Below are 16,322 nucleotides of genomic sequence, written 5' to 3' on the forward strand. Positions count from 1 at the left end.
CGGCCAGCCTAGAACCAGTCGCCGATCGCATCAGCCGCGTCACCGAGCGAGTCGACGACCTTGTGCGGATCGACAGTGACGTCGAAAGAGACCTTGCCGCCGACACCGAGGCCTACTCCGACCTCGCCCCCAATGGTGAACTTGCCGTCCTTCATGCCCAGGTCGCCGCTGGCGGAGGCACCCGCGCCCGCCCATGCCTCGCCACTGAGACCAGCGCCGACGCCGGCAACGTCGCCGGAAACCGAGCCGGTGGCCTTGGCGCCGGCGAACGCCTCGGCGCCAGCGTGCAGGCCATCCTTGCCGACGCCAAGGTTGGCGCCGGCTTCGGCACCCGCGTAGGCCTTCCCCTCCACCTGGGCCGCGGCGTAGCCGTACTCCACGCCACCGTTCGCGGATGCCTGCGCGAGGTATGCGCTTCCCGATACGCCGGCCTGGAGTCGTCCATTGGTGATACTCGCACCGGCGGAGCCGTCGACACCGAGCGCCGAGGCGCCGAGGGAACCGCTCAGCTTGCCGTCACCCCCGAAGGACGTCTCGCCCTTCACGCCGTCCGACCAGGCATTGGCTCCGCCCTGCCACTCGGCGAGCTTGACAGTCAGGTTGGTCTTCTTGCCGGGGGCAGTCTCCTCCTCTTCTCCGGTCGGTTCGGGCTTATTACGGATGTACCAGTTGCCGTCCTCGTCCTTGCCCCAGACTTTGTCGGCTCGATAGAAGCCGTCGCCCTTCGGGAGCCAGCGCTCGGTCTCCCACTTCCACCGGTTCTGACTGGTCTTGCCGACCCCGTGATCCGCGACCCACTTCCAGTCGTCCACCCGCTGACGCGCGTCCACCAACCAGCCAGGACTGTGCGACGTACCCCCCGCCAGGTCGCCCAGCTTCTTCGTCAGCTTCTCGAGTTCGGGTTTGAGTTGCTTGCGCGCGGCATTCAGTGTCGTCTGGGCCGCTTCGTGGTCGCCGGACTTCCACTGTTCGATCGCCGTCGAGGCCTGCTTCTGCGCCCATCCCAGTGTGGAGGAGTACGACGTGACCGCATCGGCCGCGCCCGACATCGCGTCGGATGCGAGGTACCAGTTGTTCTTCTCCTTGGTGAGGGTGGGCCAGAAGGCGTCACTGGCCTGGCCCCTCCAGCCCGGGATCTTGACGTCGCGCAGGCCGTCGCCGATCTTGTCGAATTTCTTGGACCAGCTGGTGAGGGTGGAGGCGAGAGTGGCCAGCTTCCCGGTGTCTCCCGGGATGAGCTCCTTGGGGTCGGTCGTCGACCCCAACTCGGTTGCCATGGATACGGATTCCCCGTTTCTGATTCCGTCCCTGAAGCAGCGTCTGATTCAGACCTGCCACAGGTTTCAACCCAAATCCGACTTGACCGAGTTCACCGCGTCGCGGATGGCCTGGTCCGTCTCAGTGAAGTTGTTGTTGGCCGAGTTCAGCCCCTCGGCCAGGGATGCCGCACAGTCGGCGAGGAACTCTGCTCCCAGCTCCCATGTGCCGCAGAACGTGACCAGCGCCTCGGCCGCCGAATCGTCCCCGATCGCGGAGCCCTGCTCGGCCAGGCTCTGCATGTCCACTTTCTGAACTGACGTAAGGCATTCCAGAATGTCCGAAGCGCCCTTCTTCAGGACGCCTGGCCCTACTCCGAGATCACCCGACACGAGACCCCCGCCTCATTTCTTCAACACCGCCCGCATACACACGCCTTGGCGATCGACTTGCTAACGCTAACACCAGCATCGCGCCCTCAACGCCGAGCTCACGGGCCCCACACGACTCACCCGGGATTCATCACCGGTGCGCGTGAGAGGGATCTTCTACCTGGTCGGATTATGTGAAGATGCGTCAGGCGTCATGTGAGCACGGCGGCCGACTCCTGTGTAAACAGGGGGCGTTCACGGTCGGGCGGAGACCATATGGTGTTCGTCTGCAACGTTCTGGGAGCCGTCCTGCCAGTATGCTTCCGCCGTCCCCTGTCCTGCTCAGCCGAATTGGAGTCACCCATGACCACAGCCCGCCCGTCCGCGACCGCTTGGAGTCTTACGGCCGTGGCCGCCGGCGCGCTGCTCGTCGGCTGCTCGGCCTCGGTCAAGGCCGAGAAGGACACGCCGAAGCTGTCCGCGGACAAGCTGGCCAGCTCGGTCTCGGAGAAGCTCGCCGCCCAGACGGGCCAGCCGAAGCCGAAGATCACCTGCCCTGAGGACCTCGCTGGGAAGGTCGGCACGACGACTCGCTGCAAGCTCACGGCCGGCGACGGCAGCACGCTGGGCGTGACGGTCACCGTGACGTCCGTCAAGGGCAGCCAGATCAACTACGACATCAAGGCCGACGACAAGGCTTCCCCCGCGAGCTGACTCGTGGGCTTTCTGGCCCAGCTCCTGTCCATGGTCCGGCAGTCACTCAAGGCTTCCGGGCCATCGTCGTCCCCGGCTCCTCCTGCCCCTCATGGCCGAGCCCCGGTACCGGGCCGGGTCAGGGAAACGACACGGCGACTCCGTCTCCTGATGTGGCTGGATCAGTTGCCGGGCGTGGGTCCGGAGGATCAGGCGACGATGCTGCGGCGAGACGGCTCAACGCCCCTCCCTACTACAGAAGTTGGGGGCCTTCGCAAGCGCTGTGCGTCGGCGTGCCGTTGAACGCCGCTCCGGTGCCTCGTAGGTTGGCCTCATGGGACTCTTCGACAGACTCACCGGCACGAAGTACCCGACGGAGGGGATTTCACCGGTCCCGAGGGAAGAGCTGCGGACGGCGCTGCTCGGACTCAACCGGCCCGATGTCCCGTACGTCATCCGTTACGGTGGCGGTGAGCAGTGCGATCTGTTGGCGGAGTGGCGGTTGCAGGAGCCTGCCTGGCAGAACTTCTTCGTGCGGTCCCAGATCAGTCACGCCGTGCGGATCCGGATGCGGCTGGCCCACAAGGAGCACGAGGTGCGTGCTCTCGAGGAGCAGTGGGAGCTCAGCCGGGTGGGGAGTCCGACCACGCTCCAGGTGGAATCCAAGTACACGCGCGGACCGAGCCGGACCGTCAGTCGCCGGTGGACCGTCGGTCGTGGGGAAAGCGGTCGCCTCGAGGCGACGGAGACCTTCAGCTTCGACAGTGCCGAGCTGCGCGAGCCGCTGCGGAACACCGTCCTCGAGTCCGGCTGGACCTGGCGGGGCGTGGTCTTCGGCAAGCTGTGAGGTTCGCCTTCCCGCAGCCCATGGTTCAGCCCCGTCAGGACGTGCCCCGCCCGCCCTCCAGCAACCTCCCCCGCCGACGCCGTGCGTCCCGTACCGCCACGGCCGTGCCGCTCAGTCCTGCCACGCCGACCAGGCCGCCGACGACCACGTAGGTCGCCAGACGGGTGTTTCGTTCGTCCGCCGTCTCGCCGAAGTGAAGGGGGGCGACCGACGGGGCCTCGGCTCTGGACACGCCGCCCTCGGGTCGTGGGGACTGGACGGGGTGTTCGGGGTCCACGTCCGTCAGCGCCTTCACCGGGTCCACCACTCCCCAGCCGACGAGCCGGTCGTGTCCGGGGATCGAGCGTTCCGCCGTCTGTTCGATCTGGGCGACGACCTCCTGGGCCGTCCACTTGGGGTACTTGGCCTTCAGCAGGGCGGCCACGCCGGCCACGTAGGGGGCCGAGAAGCTCGTGCCGTTGTCCGAGCAGTGGCCGCCGCCGGGAACTGTGGAGATCATGTCGACGCCGGGTGCGGCGACGCCCACCGTATCCTGCGACTGTGAAAAGGGCGCCCGTTCGTTGTTGCGGTCGGACGCCGCCACCGCCAGGACGCCCTTGTAGGACGCCGGGTACGTGACTTTGACGTTGCCGCCCAGGCCGTCGTTGCCGGCCGAGGCCACGATGACGACGTTCCGGCCGAGGGCGTAGTCGACGGCCTGCTGCAGCTGCGGGCCTCCCGCGACCGCGTTGGCCGTGTCCTGGGAGATGTTGATGACGTCCGCGCCCGCCTGGACCGCGTACCGGATCGCCGAGGCCAGGGTGAGCGTCGTGCCGTCGCCTTCGGCGTCGTTCTGTTTGATCGGGATGATCGTCGCGTCCGGGGCCAGGCCCACGAAGCCCGTTCCGTTCGCCGGGCGGGCCGCGATGATGCCCGCCACGCGGGTGCCGTGGCCGACCGTGTCGGTGGTGCCCGAGTTGTTGCCGCGGTCGATCTTCTCGCCCTTGGAGTTCTTGGGGGGCAGCAGGTTCTTGCCCTTGGACGCGTTCACGGCCTTGGTGAGCTGCGGGTTCTTGACGTCCACTCCGGTGTCGATCACGGCCACCTGGACGCCCTTGCCCCGCGACTGCCCCCAGAGCTGGTCCAGGTTGACGCGCTGCAGCGCCCAGGGCCGGCCCGTGTACTTCTTCGCCGGGAACGTGCACTGGCCGTCGTCCGCCCGGGCCGGGGAGGCGGGGAGGGCGACCACCGTGGTCGTCGCGGTGATGGCCGCTCCGGCGGCCAGGACCGCCGCTCGGAGCGGGATGCCCGGTGTCCTGGTCCCTGATGTCCTTGCCTTCAGCATGAGTCCGTTCTCCTCCGCCCCGTCCTTACGAACCCTGCGGTTGCCGCGCCGCCGACTCCGACAGGCGCGGGCCCGTCGGCAGGAACGTCGACCACTCCGCGGGGATGGGCGTGGGCGTCACCTTCTCGTAGCCGAGGCGGGTCTGGGCGATCTTCGCCTCGCTCAGCTCCTCCTTGCGCTGCTTGGCGGAGGTGCCGATGCCCTGGTCGTCGGTGGCGCTGTCGCTGTTGGACTGCAGGGCGTAGCGCAGGCCCGTGTCGGTGACCAGGAAGACGCCGCCGGCCGAGGTCTCCGTGCCCTTGAACTGGCGGTAGAGCTGGCCGGAACCGGGGGTGACGTACGCGCTGGAGGAGCCGGTGGGCAGCTGCGCGGGGAAGTCGGTGCCCACCCAGGTGGACAGGGTGGTGACGCCCTTGCCGCCGACCGAGCGCAGGACGTTGCAGACCGTGTTGCGGCCGCTGGTGGTGCTGGAGCCGTCGTTCACGGTCCTCGGCTTGTACGTCGGCCAGTTCTTGTCCGTGTCGAACGTCGTGCTGTCGGCGACCGCGCCGGGGCTGACCTGCTGCGCCTCACCGGCCTGGCCCGTGGCGATGAGGTCGCCGCTGTTCAGCAGGAGTGTGGCCGTGAACTCGGTGATACGGGCCACCTTGCCGCGCAGCACGACGTAGTACTGCATCGTCTGGCCGTCGTAGGCCTTGATGACCTCGCCGACCTTGTCGTACTGCCGCAGCAGGGTGGAGGCGCCGGCCTTCTCGCCGGGCGTGCCCTGGATCGTAGGGATGGCGACCGGGGCGCCCTTGTGGAGGGTGTCGAGCCACTCCTGGGAGACGCGCTGCGGGGCGCGGCCCTGGGTGTCGAGGGCCTTGAGCAGTTCCTTGTCGCCCGGATCGGCGATCTCGTACGCCGTGCCCCGCGCGTCGACGACGTACTGCGTCTTGCCGTCCGGGGCGACGACGTACATCAGGTCGCCGCGGGTGAGCCTGTCCGCGCCCTCCGTCCGGGACCATTCCTTCTCGGCGAGGACGAACGCCGCCTTCTGGATGGCCCGGCCGCCGTCGCCGGGGCGCTCGCACACCGCCCAGCGTTTGGCGGCCTCCGCCTCGCCCGAGGACGGCAGGCGGTCGGGGGCGTACGGGATGCCGATGGTCGCGCCGTGCGGGGGTTTGCCGCTGTCCAGGACCTTCTCGTCGACGGTGATGACGCTGTCCTTGTCGGGGTTCAGGAGGAGCCTGGCCGAGGCCATGTTGAGGACGGGGTGCAGCTGGGTCTCCTTGCCCGTCTTCAACACCACGTACCGAGTGGTCGACTTGCTCGCGACGATGACGTGCTCGCCCGGTGTGTCCCAGCCCTTGGGTGCCGTGGGACTGAACATGCCGACCGCGCCGAACACGGCGAGGACCACCACGCCGACGACGAGGCCGGGCACCAGCGCGCTCAGCGGTTTGGGGGCGCCCTCCTCCGAGCCGGAGACGGAAGGCTGCAGGAATGATGCGAGCGTGCGGCGCTTCGCGAAGGTGTAGGCGTTGAGTTCGTCCCGCCGTGATGCCATTTGTGTCCGCTCTCTCCCCGTTGCGGAGCCGTGGGGGACCTGTGAAGATCCGTCCCCCGTCCTCGGTTGCCTCTGGTGCCTCGACTGTCAGACCCGGCCCCTACTATGCCTGTTGCGCGGACGTGCTTGTGGCACAGGTAGGGTGCTCAGGGCTTGAAGGGACCGGAGCGCCGGGTTTCAGGGAGAGTTCGGGGGTTTGGAGTGATGGCTTCGGCGACGCGGAGCCGGTCGCGATCGCAATCGGGATCACGATCGGAGGGCGCGGGTTCGCCGGGCGCCCACGACTCTTCGTCCTCCCGGCCGGGCGGCCGGCAGGCAGGCACGCTCTCCCAGGGCGCTTTCACACCGCATCCGGAGTCCCGCTCGGGGCGCGGCGGTTCGTTCGCGGTGCAGCGGCTGGTGCTGCTGGAGATCGCGGGCGCGCTCATGGTGTGCGGGTGGGTCGTGGGTACGGTCGCCCTGGTGGTCGCCGTCGCGGTGTCCGCGGTGCTCGTGGTGCTCGCTGTCGTACGACGCCGGGGGCGCTCCCTGCCGGAATGGCTCGGCACCCTGCTGGCGCTGCGGGCCCGCAGGCGGCGGGCCGCGAGCACTCCGGTGCCGCCGGGAACCGACTCGGGTCTGGCGCCTGCCGTGGAGTGCGATCCGACGCTTCGTACGTACAGCTACAACCGCGGTGACGACCGCGACCAGCGGCCGATCGGCATGGTGGGTGACGGCGGCTTCCTGACCGTGGTGCTCCAGGTGGAGTCGGACGCCGGTGCGCTGCGCGCGGAGCGCACCCACCGACCGCTGCCGATGGCGCTCGTCCGGGACGTCCTCGAAGTCGACGGGATCCGGCTGGAGTCGGCGCAGATCGTGGTGCACACACAGCCCGCGCCCGCGCTGCACCTGCCCCAGCAGTCGGTCGTCGTCAGCAACTACGCGCCGTTGCAGGCCCAGACGGGCTCCCCCGCCGTGCGGATCACGTGGATCGCTTTGAAGCTCGATCCCGAGCTGTGCCCGGAGGCGGTGGCCGCGCGCGGCGGCGGGCTGCCGGGGGCGCAGAAGTGCCTGGCACGCTCCGCCGAACACCTGTCGAGCCGGCTGACCGGGGCCGGGTTCCGGGCGAGCGTCCTCACCGAGGAGGAGCTGACGGCCGCCATCGCCACCTCCGCGTGCGCCAACCCGATGGTGACGGCGCAGGCTGCCCAGGCAGGACGAGGCGAGGCGCCGCAGCGCCGTACCGAGGAGTCCAGCCGCAGCTGGCGTTGCGACAACCGCCGGCACACCACTTACTGGGTGCGCCGCTGGCCCCCGCTGGGCGGATCCGGCGGCTCACTGGCGCAGTTGGTCGCACAGCTGACCGTGGTGCCCGCGCTGGCGACGACGTTCAGCCTGACGCTGGCCAAGGGTGCGCGACAGGACGTGACCGTCACCGGTCATCTGAGGATCACCGGTCGCAGCAACCAGGAGTTGACCGACGCGCGACGCGAACTGGAGCGCGCGGCGCAGCAGGCGCGGACCGGGCTCGCGCGTCTGGACCGTGAACAGCTGCCCGGCGTTCTGGCCACCCTGCCGCTGGGAGGTGCCCGTTGACGGCCATGACGACATCGTCCACACCGTCGGCGCCGGGCCTCGGCGAGCGGCTGCGCACCGGTTTCGGCCTGCTGGGCCCCCGCCACCCGCGGCACACGCTGTCCGTGGAGCAGGTCGACGCGCTGTCCCTGCCCATCGGCGACGACGGCGTGGTGGCCGGCGTGGACGCGGAGGGCCAGCCGGCCGTGCTGGGGATCAACCGGCCCACGCCGTACGACGTCGTGCTGATCGGCGGCCTGTGGACCGCGCAGGTGCTGGCACTGCGCACGGCGGCGACGGGTGCGCGGGTCGCGGTGGAGACCGGCCGGCCGCAGGCCTGGATCCAGATGGTGCACGCCATGGGCGGCGGGCAGAACGGGCTCGCCGTGTACGAGGTGGGGCAGGTGCCGCCGCAGGGGGCGTCGGCCGGTACGCCCGTGCTGGTGGTGCGGGACTGCGGTATGCGGCCGCCCCGCGGGCGGGTGGTGTCCGGGCCGTGGCAGTCGGTGCTGACCCTGCTGCCGTATCTCAGTCCGGTCGCTCCCCGGTTGCTGCGGCAGGCGCGGCTCGCCGGCATCCAGCGGGTCTCGCCGGACGAGGCGGCGGAACTGGGTCGCACCATGGGCCTGTCCAGGACCGAGGTGGACTCGCTGCCGGCACTGCCCGACGGTGTCACACTGTGGTGCACCGACCGCGACCGGCAGTACGCGATGACCCAACCCACCGATGCCGAGATCGGATTGTTGGGCACCCCGAGGCGAATGGACTGAACTGGCGTCCTTTGTCTGCTTTGTTCGCCGTTTCGTGCGCCGAAGCAGCGGGCGGCTCAGGCATTTCCTGTGCGGTGTGACCTGGTGGGCGGATGCTGAGGGGCGGACGGGCCTGCCCGGGTGCGGCTCGTGGTGATTAGGCTGGTACCGGGCGCGATGCCAGAACCCGTGGACCGGGCATCGACTGCCCAGGGGGAGAACCGGTGGATCCGACTACCTCTAACGACTACGGACGACTGAGAACGACACGACATGGTCGCCCCGGCACGGCATGAGGGTGCTCGACCACATCAGGAGGAACTGTGAGCAGCGATCGGGACGGGATCCGCGGGGGCTGGGCCACACCCGGCGATGACCAGCCCGACGCGGAGTCCGCCATCGAGACGACGGGCGAGTTCACCATCGACTACGCGCCGCCTGCCTGGTACACGCAGAACGCCTCGCAGACGGGCGGGACCGCAGGGGGTGCCGCACAGGGCCCTGGCGCCGACGGGTCCCCCGGGGCCGCTCCCGGGGCACCCTTCACGCCGCCTCCTCCGGTTCCCCCCGCTCCCCCGGCCTCTGCGCCCGGGGTGCCGTTCACTCCGCCCGCGCCGCCGGCTGGGGCGCCCGGTCCGGTGCCGGGGCCGCCGATGTCGAGCGGATTCGAGCCGCAGACCCCGCCGCAGCCGCAGCAGCCGCAGCCGGGGGCTCCCGGCCAGGCCTGGGCTCCGCCCGCGCCGTCGGCGAACGCGCCCGCCGAGCCGGAGCAGGAGCCGGACAACGGTGACCTGGAGAGCGGTGCCACCATGCGGTTCTCCGCCGTCGCGTTGAAGCGTGAGATGGCCGCCATCGCCGAGCACGCCACCGCCTCCAAGGACGAGGACCCGGCGGAGCCGGGCGCGTCGGACGAGTCGAAGGACGTGGCCGAGGCGGAGGCGCCGGTCACGGAAGGGGCCGACGCGGGCGAGCTCCGCAGTGCCTCCGAGGATGCCGCGGCCTCCGCGGGCGCCGCGGCCTCCGCGGGCGCCGCGGGCGCCGAGGACGTGGCCGCCGGCTCCGGAGAGGACCCCGAGGCGGCGGCAGCGGCGGACGACCCTGCGGAGGCGGTCGCGCCTGCCGAGGAGATCGCTTCCGCCGAGGCGGTCGCGCCGGAGCCCGCGGTCGCCTTGGCGGATGCCGAGGCCGCGGACACTGACGACGAGTCTGCCGACGTCCCTGCCGGTGACGCGGAACCATCCCCCGCGGCCGAGGAGACCGGGGAGCCGGAGGCCGCGTCCGCCGAGGGAGCGTCCGCCGACGCCGTTCCCGCCGAGGCTCCGTCCGCTCAGGGCGAGGCCCCCGGCGCGGAGACCGCCTCCGCGGACGCCGTACCGCCCGCCCCGCAGGACGCCCCGACCGCCTGGGCTCCCCCGCCGGCGCCGCAGACCGGGGTGCCGCCGCTGCCGCCGTCGTACCAGCCCGCGGCCCCCGCCCCGGCGGCCCAGTGGCCCGCACAGCCTCACCAGCAGCCCCAGCCGCAGCCGCAGCAGCCCCCGTTCCAGCCGCAGGCTCCGCAGCCCGCGCCCGCCGCCTGGAACCAGCCCCCGGCGCCGCCGACCGCACCGCACCCCGGCCAGCCGTACACCCCGGGCGCCCCGGCGGCACCGCAGCCGCCGCACGCTCCCGCTCCGGCTCCCGACAGCCAGGCCGGGTACGGCTTCCCGCCGCCGCCCGCCCCGGCCCCGGCCGGTGCGCCGCCCGCCCAGCCGGACCAGGGCTACGGTTTCCCGCCCCCGGGGCCCCCGGCTCCGCCGGCACCCCAGCCGCCGCACGCCCCCGCCCCTGCTCCCAACCCGCAGGCCGGGTACGGCTTCCCCCAGCCGCCCGCGCCCAACCCGCAGGATCAGGGCCAGGGCCAGCCGCAGCCCCCGCACGCGCCCCAGGCGCAGGTACCGCAGGCCCCGGTCGATCCCCGCGCCGGTGCCGCCTGGCCGCAGCCGATACAGCACGACCAGCGGCAGATGACCAACCCCGGTGCGGCACCGCTGGGTTACACCGCGGCCGTGGAACTGTCCTCCGACCGGTTGCTCAACAACAAGAAGCAGAAGGCGAAGAGCGGTCGGCCCACGGCGGCGACATCGCGGTTCAAGCTCGGCGGGAAGAAGGAGGAGGCCGAGCGGCAGCGGAAGCTCGAGCTGATCCGGACGCCGGTGCTGTCCTGCTACCGGATCGCCGTCATCAGCCTCAAGGGCGGTGTGGGCAAGACGACCACGACGACCGCGCTGGGCTCCACCCTCGCCTCCGAGCGGCAGGACAAGATCCTCGCCATCGACGCGAACCCGGACGCCGGTACGCTCGGCCGCCGGGTGCGCCGGGAGACCGGGGCGACCATCCGGGACCTCGTCCAGGCGATCCCGTACCTCAACTCCTACATGGACATCCGGCGGTTCACGTCGCAGGCGCCGTCCGGCCTGGAGATCATCGCCAACGACGTCGACCCGGCCGTCTCCACGACGTTCAACGACGAGGACTACCGGCGTGCGATCGACGTGCTGGGCAGGCAGTACCCGGTCATCCTCACCGACTCGGGCACGGGTCTGCTGTACAGCGCGATGCGCGGGGTGCTCGACCTCGCGGATCAGCTCATCATCATCTCCACGCCGTCGGTGGACGGTGCGAGCAGCGCCAGCACGACGCTGGACTGGCTGTCCGCGCACGGGTACGCCGACCTCGTCTCGCGGTCCCTCACCGTCATCTCCGGGGTGCGCGAGACCGGAAAGATGATCAAGGTCGAGGACATCGTGGCGCACTTCGAGACGCGCTGCCGTGGCGTCGTGGTCGTCCCCTTCGACGAGCATCTCGCCGCCGGTGCCGAGGTCGACCTCGACATGATGCGGCCGAAGGTGCGGGAGGCGTACTTCAACCTCGCGGCGCTGGTCGCGGAGGACTTCGTCCGGCACCAGCAGATGCACGGCCTGTGGACCAACGACGGCAACCCGCCGCCGGTGGCCGCCCCACCGATGCCGGGCCAGCCCATGCCCGGGCAGCCCATGCCGGGCCAGCAGTACGCCCCGCCCGCACAGCAGCAGCCGCCCGCACAGGGCCAGCCCTACCCGCAGCTCTACGGCCAGCCGTACCCGCCCGCCCAGGGCCAGCCGTACCCGCCGGTCCCCGGCGGGCCCTACCCCCCGCAGCCCGGCTATCCGCAGCCCGGCCAGTCCGAGGCGCAGCCTCCGCAGGGCCCGCCGCCCCCGCAGGCTCCGCCCCAGCAGTAGTGGCGTGAAGAAGGGCGGCCGGTGCCTCCGTAGGCACCGGCCGCCCTTCTGTCATATCGACGGTGGTCCCGTCCCTAGCCGTCCGCGGCGACCAGCTCCCGGCAGCGCTTCACGTCGTCGGCCATCTGCTCCAGCAGTGCCTCGAGTGACTCGAACTTCGCCTGCCCGCGCACGTACGCCAGGAAGTCCACGGCGACGTGCAGCCCGTACAGGTCGAGACCGACCCGGTCGATCGCGTACGCCTCCACCGTGCGCTCGGTGCCGTCGAACTGCGGGTTCGTGCCGACGGAGATCGCGGCCGGCATCACCTCGCCCTGCGCGTGCAGATAGCCGGCGTACACGCCGTCGGCCGGGATCGCGGTGTGCGGGAGTGTCTCGACGTTGGCCGTGGGGAAGCCCAGCTCGCGGCCGCGCTGGGCGCCACGGACGACCACGCCCTCCACCCGGTGCGGGCGGCCCAGGATCTCGCGGGCACCACCGACGTCGCCCTCCGCGACCAGGCGCCGGGTCAGGGTCGAGGAGAACGGTTCGCCGCCGCCCGCGTCGCCGCTCAGGTACAGGTCGACGACCTCGACCTCGAAGTCGTAGATCCCGCCCTGCTCGACGAGGAACCCGACGTTGCCGGCCGCCTTGTGGCCGAAGCGGAAGTTCGGGCCCTCGACGACCGCCTTGGCGTGCAGCTTGTCCACCAGGACCTTGACGACGAAGTCGGCCGGTGACAGCTTCGAGAACTCCGTGGTGAAGGGGAGGATCAGCACCGCGTCCACACCCAGCTCGGCCATGACTTCGGCACGGCGGTGGTGCGGGGCGAGCAGCGGGGGGTGGCTGCCGGGGCGGACGACCTCGCTGGGGTGCGGGTCGAAGGTGACGACGACGGAGGGGATGCCCAGCTCGCGGGCACGGTCGACAGCGTGCCTGATGATCAGCTGGTGCCCGCGGTGGACCCCGTCGTAGGAGCCGATGGTGACGACGCTGCGCCCCCAGTCCTGGGGGATGTCCTCCAAGCCACGCCAGCGCTGCACTGTGACCGCTCCTCGAACCCTTGTCCGTATCTATCATTGACCGCTTACGCAGGTCTAAGGGTGCCATGCCGAGCGTTCCGGGCCCGCATCGGCATGGGGGCTGTGACCGGGCGCACGTCGTCACGCTGGCAGGACGGCGGGATCGCGCTCGTGGGTCAGCAGGTACTCCAGCAGCTCCTCGCGCAGGGGCCGGGACGCCGGTGTGCCGGGGGCGGCCAGGACGGCCGCCAGGGCCGTTCGGAGCGGTGCCGGGGCGTTGTCCAGGAGGCCGGTGACCAGCGGCAGCAGCACGGTGCGGGCGGGCGGGCCGTGGTCGAGTCGGCGGTCGACGTACTCCGCCACCGGCTCGGCGGTCTCCGGCCGCAGCTCGACCGTCTCGCACACGAGAGCGGCGACCCGGCCGGCCAGCGGGGGCGTGGTGACGTCGGCGAGGGCGCACAGCGTCTCCCCCGGGCCCGCCCCGGCGCGCAGCCGGGCGCGGAAGGCGTCCAGCACCGGCCCGGGGTCCGTGGCGAGGGCGGGGGCCAGCGCGCTGGGCGGGAACTGTGGGTCACCGGTGGCGAAGTACTCGACCGCCTGGGGGAGATGGCGGGCGCGGGTGTGCGGGTCGCGCACCAGCAGGGCCAGCGCGCCACCGTGCAGGCCGCTGTCGACGGGCCGGGCGAGCAGGGTGACGGCCGCGTGGCGCAGCAGCGCGCGGTCGGCCTCGGTGCACAGGTGGGGTGCGACGCGCAGGCCGTATGCGAGGGCCGCCGCCCGCCGTGCCGGACGTTCGTCGTGCGCCCATCGGTCGACGGCCCGGCAGACGGCGGAGGCCTCGTCCTCGGCGAGCACCGCGAGCAGTTCGTCGCCGCGCCGGTGCGCGCTGTCCACGAGCACCTCGGTGAGGTCGTCCGGCGCGCCGTGCCGGTAGGTGTGCAACAGCGCCTGCGCGGCCGTGGCCACGGTGGCGTGGGGGGTGGCGGGCAGCGGCCGCTCGTCGTCGAACCACCGGGTCAGGTGCGGTCGTACGGCGGTGGGGTCGGCGGCGAGCAGCCGGGCCACGGCATCCAGGTACCGGGCGCCGGTGGGTGGCGGCGCGGGGGTTTCGTCGTGCCGCCCGGGCCGCGGCGGCGGTCCGGGCGCGGTGGCCGCCCCCGCGGTGTCCGGTGGAGCCTCGTCGGCCTGGAGCAGGCGGCGCAGGAGATCGAAGCGCTCGCGGGGCGGGACCGGCAGCGCGGTCCAGAAGGCGGGCCCGAAGTCCCCGGGCACGGGGCGCCGCCGGCGCCGCCGGGCGACGATGCGGTCGGCGAGCAGGCGGAGCACGCCGGTGTACGGGGTCGCGTCGGGGACCTGGGACAGCACCCGGGCGAGCAGTCGGGCGGCCCACCACGATCCGGGGTCCGCGTCGAGGGCGCGGATCAACTTCTCGAGGCGCGCGGCGAGTTCGGCGGTGCCCTGCTGGCGGGCGAGGACGAGCAGGGCCTGGACGACGGGGCCGACGCGGTGGTGCGGGACAGGCGTGTCGCTCGCGTGCGGGACGGGCGAGGGATGCTGGCTCTCGTGCGGTACGGGCAGGGGGTGACTCGCCTGCGGAACGGGCGAGGGACGGCTCGCGTGCGGGGCGGGGCGGTGGTGGACCAGGGTGCGCAGGGCCTCGTCCAGGTCGAGGTGCATGCCCTGGATCCAGTCGGCGAACTCCTCGTGGGCGAATCGGTAGCCGGTCCCCGCGGGCACCAGCAGCCCTTCGGTCAGGACTGCGGACGCCCAGCCGCTGCCGCCGCCCAGCCACGACGGGGCGGGCCCCCAGGGGAACACCGCCTCGAAGGCGGCCCGGTCCAGCCCGCCCTGTCCCGGCCCCAGGCTGCGTCGGGCGGCCTCGTGGACCTGACCGGCGACCCGGGCCGCGAGACGCCGTACCGCGGTGCCGCGCAGACCGTTGTCCGCGGCGAGGCGGACCGCGATGCGCAGGCACATGAGGTCCAGGTGGGCCGAGAACACCTCGTGCCGGTCGACGGGGGGCGCCAGGGCGTCCCGCAGGGCGGCGCGGACCTCCGACAGCAGCCGGAGGGTGAGGGGATGACGGGCGTCGCGGTCGGTGACGGCGCCGTCGGGAAGCGCGTAGCGGGCGCGGGCGACGCGGGCCTCGTCCGGAGTGAGGTCGGTCAGGCGCACGCAGGGCGGGAGCGGGCGGGGCGGCGCGGTGGGGGCCGGCGCGGGGCGGTACAGCAGTCCGGGCGGGAAGTCCGCCCCGGCGCTCTCCCAGTACTCCTCCCGGCATGCCACCACCAGCCGTGCGCCGGTTTCGCGCAGCCACTGGGCGGTCCCCGCGGTCCACTGGGGAAGCCGGTGGGCGAGGGCGGGGGGCATCTCCTCGGGGCCGTCGAGCAGGAGCAGCAGCGGGCGGCCGAGCCGTGCGGCGACTCGGGCGAGGCGTTCCGGGGTGGTGTCCCCGGGGCCGGTCGGATCGCCCGCGGGGGTCTCGTCGGCGGGGAGGGGTGGCCGGGAGGCGGCGACGATACGGGCCGCCCGGCGCAGGGCGCGGCGCGCGGCGTCGGCCACCGAGCCGTCGGAGTCCGTCAGGTCGGCGCCGCGCAGCCACAGGGTGGGCGCCGGTTCGGGTCCGCGGTCGCGGCGGGTGGCGAGGGCCGCGAGTTCCGTGGTGCGGCCGCTGCCCGGGGCGCCGACGAGACCCAGGACGGCGGCACCGCTCTCGGTGAAGGCCGTCAAGTGCCTTACCACCTCGGGTCGTTCGACAGGATCGACCGGGCCGGGGCCGGCACCGGGCCGGGCGGCGTGCCCGGCGAGCGCTCCGGGCGGCCCGTCCTGGCCGACCGAGGTGGCGGTCAGTTCCAGGATGCCCGCCGGATTCAGGTCGGCGCCGTACGCGGGCACGGTCGCGGCGTTGCGGTCGAGGAGTCCGGCGAGCGGGCCGTCGGCCGGGCGCAGCGGTACCGCGAAACCGCCGTCGCGGTCACCGGAGCGCAGCGCCGTGCCGAGGACGCCGAGCACCGCGCCGGTCGCCGCGTCGAGCACCGGCCCGCCGGCCGCGCCGCCGCCGGGCCGCAGGGCGTCGCGGCCCGCGGTGCCCATCGCCAGCTCCATCGCCTCGCCGGGGAGAGGGAGGCTGCGGTCCCGGGTCGTGTACGTCACCCGGGCGGTGCCGAGCACCCTCGCCGCACGCCAGCATCCGGCGGCGATACGCACATGGGTGCCGGTGGGGATCCGGTCCCGTGCGGTCACCGGGAGCGGGTCCACGCCGAGGCCCTCGGTGCGCACCAGGGCGAGGTTCAGGGCGGGCAGTGGGGTGACCGCGTCGGCGGTCAGGACCCGGGTCCGCTCGTCGGCGGTGTGCAGCACCAGGCGGGACAGGCCGTCGACGGCCTCGTGGCTGGTGACGAGCGTGCCGTGGTGGTCGGCGAGGAAGCCGGTGCCGCGCGGGCGGCCGGTGATGTCGCGGATCCGGACCAGACGCGCGTCGAGGGCGCGGTCGCGGTCCCCGCCGGGAGTGTCCGGCCGTCGCTCCCGGCGGAGGGTGTCCTCGGGGGTCCGTCCGGCGCCGCCCACGCTGCGCGGGCCCCGTCCCGCCATGGTCGAACCTCCCGCCGTGCACCCGTGCCCTGCCCACGAAGGTAGGGCCGGATGATCGGCGGAACGGCTCGAGCGGACAAAGCGCCCCCTTCCGCTCCCCCCGTTCACTCCGAGCGCCTGCACGGTCGG

At 72.6% G+C, this 16,322-nt stretch carries 11 protein-coding genes; 5 read left to right on the plus strand and 6 right to left on the minus strand.

Annotated elements, in window-relative coordinates; genetic code table 11:
- Window positions 1-8: 8 nt before the first annotated feature.
- Window positions 9-1,277 carry a putative T7SS-secreted protein gene (locus ACWC21_RS35825; RefSeq protein WP_450888168.1) on the minus strand — a complete coding sequence of 423 codons (1,269 nt, stop codon included), beginning with the start codon at window positions 1,275-1,277 and terminating at the stop codon, window positions 9-11.
- Between the two features lie 66 nt (window positions 1,278-1,343).
- Window positions 1,344-1,559, minus strand: a complete 216-nt coding sequence (locus ACWC21_RS35830; RefSeq protein WP_450888169.1) for a hypothetical protein — start codon at window positions 1,557-1,559, stop codon at window positions 1,344-1,346.
- A 432-nt stretch (window positions 1,560-1,991) separates the two neighbouring features.
- Here ACWC21_RS35830 and ACWC21_RS35835 point away from each other — a divergent pair, with 432 nt between their 5' ends.
- Together ACWC21_RS35835 and ACWC21_RS35840 are read left to right on the plus strand one after the other, a co-directional pair.
- Window positions 1,992-2,342: a DUF4333 domain-containing protein gene (locus tag ACWC21_RS35835; protein ID WP_450888170.1), complete on the plus strand. Its 351-nt coding sequence runs from the start codon at window positions 1,992-1,994 to the stop codon at window positions 2,340-2,342.
- Between the two features lie 313 nt (window positions 2,343-2,655).
- Window positions 2,656-3,168, plus strand: a complete 513-nt coding sequence (locus ACWC21_RS35840) for a hypothetical protein (protein ID WP_450888172.1) — start codon at window positions 2,656-2,658, stop codon at window positions 3,166-3,168.
- A gap of 34 nt (window positions 3,169-3,202) precedes the next feature.
- On the opposite strand, the gene mycP is transcribed toward ACWC21_RS35840, so the two are convergent.
- Window positions 3,203-4,492, minus strand: coding sequence for a type VII secretion-associated serine protease mycosin (mycP, locus tag ACWC21_RS35845; RefSeq protein WP_450888174.1), 1,290 nt, complete (start codon window positions 4,490-4,492; stop codon window positions 3,203-3,205).
- A gap of 25 nt (window positions 4,493-4,517) precedes the next feature.
- A complete protein-coding gene (gene eccB, locus ACWC21_RS35850; protein ID WP_450888176.1) occupies window positions 4,518-6,041 on the minus strand; it encodes a type VII secretion protein EccB in 1,524 nt (507 codons plus the stop codon).
- A gap of 204 nt (window positions 6,042-6,245) precedes the next feature.
- On the opposite strand from eccB, the gene eccE reads away from it, so the two are divergent.
- From eccE to ACWC21_RS35865, 3 genes are all read left to right on the plus strand, one after another.
- Entirely contained in the window at window positions 6,246-7,616 is a 1,371-nt protein-coding gene (eccE, locus tag ACWC21_RS35855; protein WP_450888177.1) for a type VII secretion protein EccE, read from the plus strand.
- 5 nt (window positions 7,617-7,621) lie between these two features.
- Window positions 7,622-8,365, plus strand: a complete 744-nt coding sequence (locus ACWC21_RS35860) for a hypothetical protein (RefSeq protein ID WP_450888179.1) — start codon at window positions 7,622-7,624, stop codon at window positions 8,363-8,365.
- Between the two features lie 302 nt (window positions 8,366-8,667).
- Window positions 8,668-11,601, plus strand: a complete 2,934-nt coding sequence (locus tag ACWC21_RS35865) for an SCO5717 family growth-regulating ATPase (RefSeq protein ID WP_450888180.1) — start codon at window positions 8,668-8,670, stop codon at window positions 11,599-11,601.
- 74 nt (window positions 11,602-11,675) lie between these two features.
- On the opposite strand, the gene ACWC21_RS35870 is transcribed toward ACWC21_RS35865, so the two are convergent.
- A complete protein-coding gene (locus tag ACWC21_RS35870) occupies window positions 11,676-12,623 on the minus strand; it encodes a bifunctional riboflavin kinase/FAD synthetase (protein ID WP_450888182.1) in 948 nt (315 codons plus the stop codon).
- A gap of 120 nt (window positions 12,624-12,743) precedes the next feature.
- Window positions 12,744-16,193 carry a trypsin-like peptidase domain-containing protein gene (locus tag ACWC21_RS35875; RefSeq protein WP_450888183.1) on the minus strand — a complete coding sequence of 1,150 codons (3,450 nt, stop codon included), beginning with the start codon at window positions 16,191-16,193 and terminating at the stop codon, window positions 12,744-12,746.
- Window positions 16,194-16,322 lie beyond the last annotated feature (129 nt).

The organism is Streptomyces sp. NPDC001348 (genome assembly GCF_053597535.1).

What these genes read in the sequence shown, in the direction of transcription:
- ACWC21_RS35860 (WP_450888179.1), top strand. Translation starts at nt 7,622, where the DNA reads ATGACGACATCGTCCACACCGTCGGCGCCGGGCCTCGGCGAGCGGCTG.
- ACWC21_RS35835 (WP_450888170.1), top strand. Translation starts at nt 1,992, where the DNA reads ATGACCACAGCCCGCCCGTCCGCGACCGCTTGGAGTCTTACGGCCGTG.
- ACWC21_RS35825 (WP_450888168.1), bottom strand. Translation starts at nt 1,277, where the DNA reads ATGGCAACCGAGTTGGGGTCGACGACCGACCCCAAGGAGCTCATCCCG.
- ACWC21_RS35875 (WP_450888183.1), bottom strand. Translation starts at nt 16,193, where the DNA reads ATGGCGGGACGGGGCCCGCGCAGCGTGGGCGGCGCCGGACGGACCCCC.
- ACWC21_RS35840 (WP_450888172.1), top strand. Translation starts at nt 2,656, where the DNA reads ATGGGACTCTTCGACAGACTCACCGGCACGAAGTACCCGACGGAGGGG.
- eccB (WP_450888176.1), bottom strand. Translation starts at nt 6,041, where the DNA reads ATGGCATCACGGCGGGACGAACTCAACGCCTACACCTTCGCGAAGCGC.
- ACWC21_RS35830 (WP_450888169.1), bottom strand. Translation starts at nt 1,559, where the DNA reads ATGCAGAGCCTGGCCGAGCAGGGCTCCGCGATCGGGGACGATTCGGCG.
- eccE (WP_450888177.1), top strand. Translation starts at nt 6,246, where the DNA reads ATGGCTTCGGCGACGCGGAGCCGGTCGCGATCGCAATCGGGATCACGA.
- mycP (WP_450888174.1), bottom strand. Translation starts at nt 4,492, where the DNA reads ATGCTGAAGGCAAGGACATCAGGGACCAGGACACCGGGCATCCCGCTC.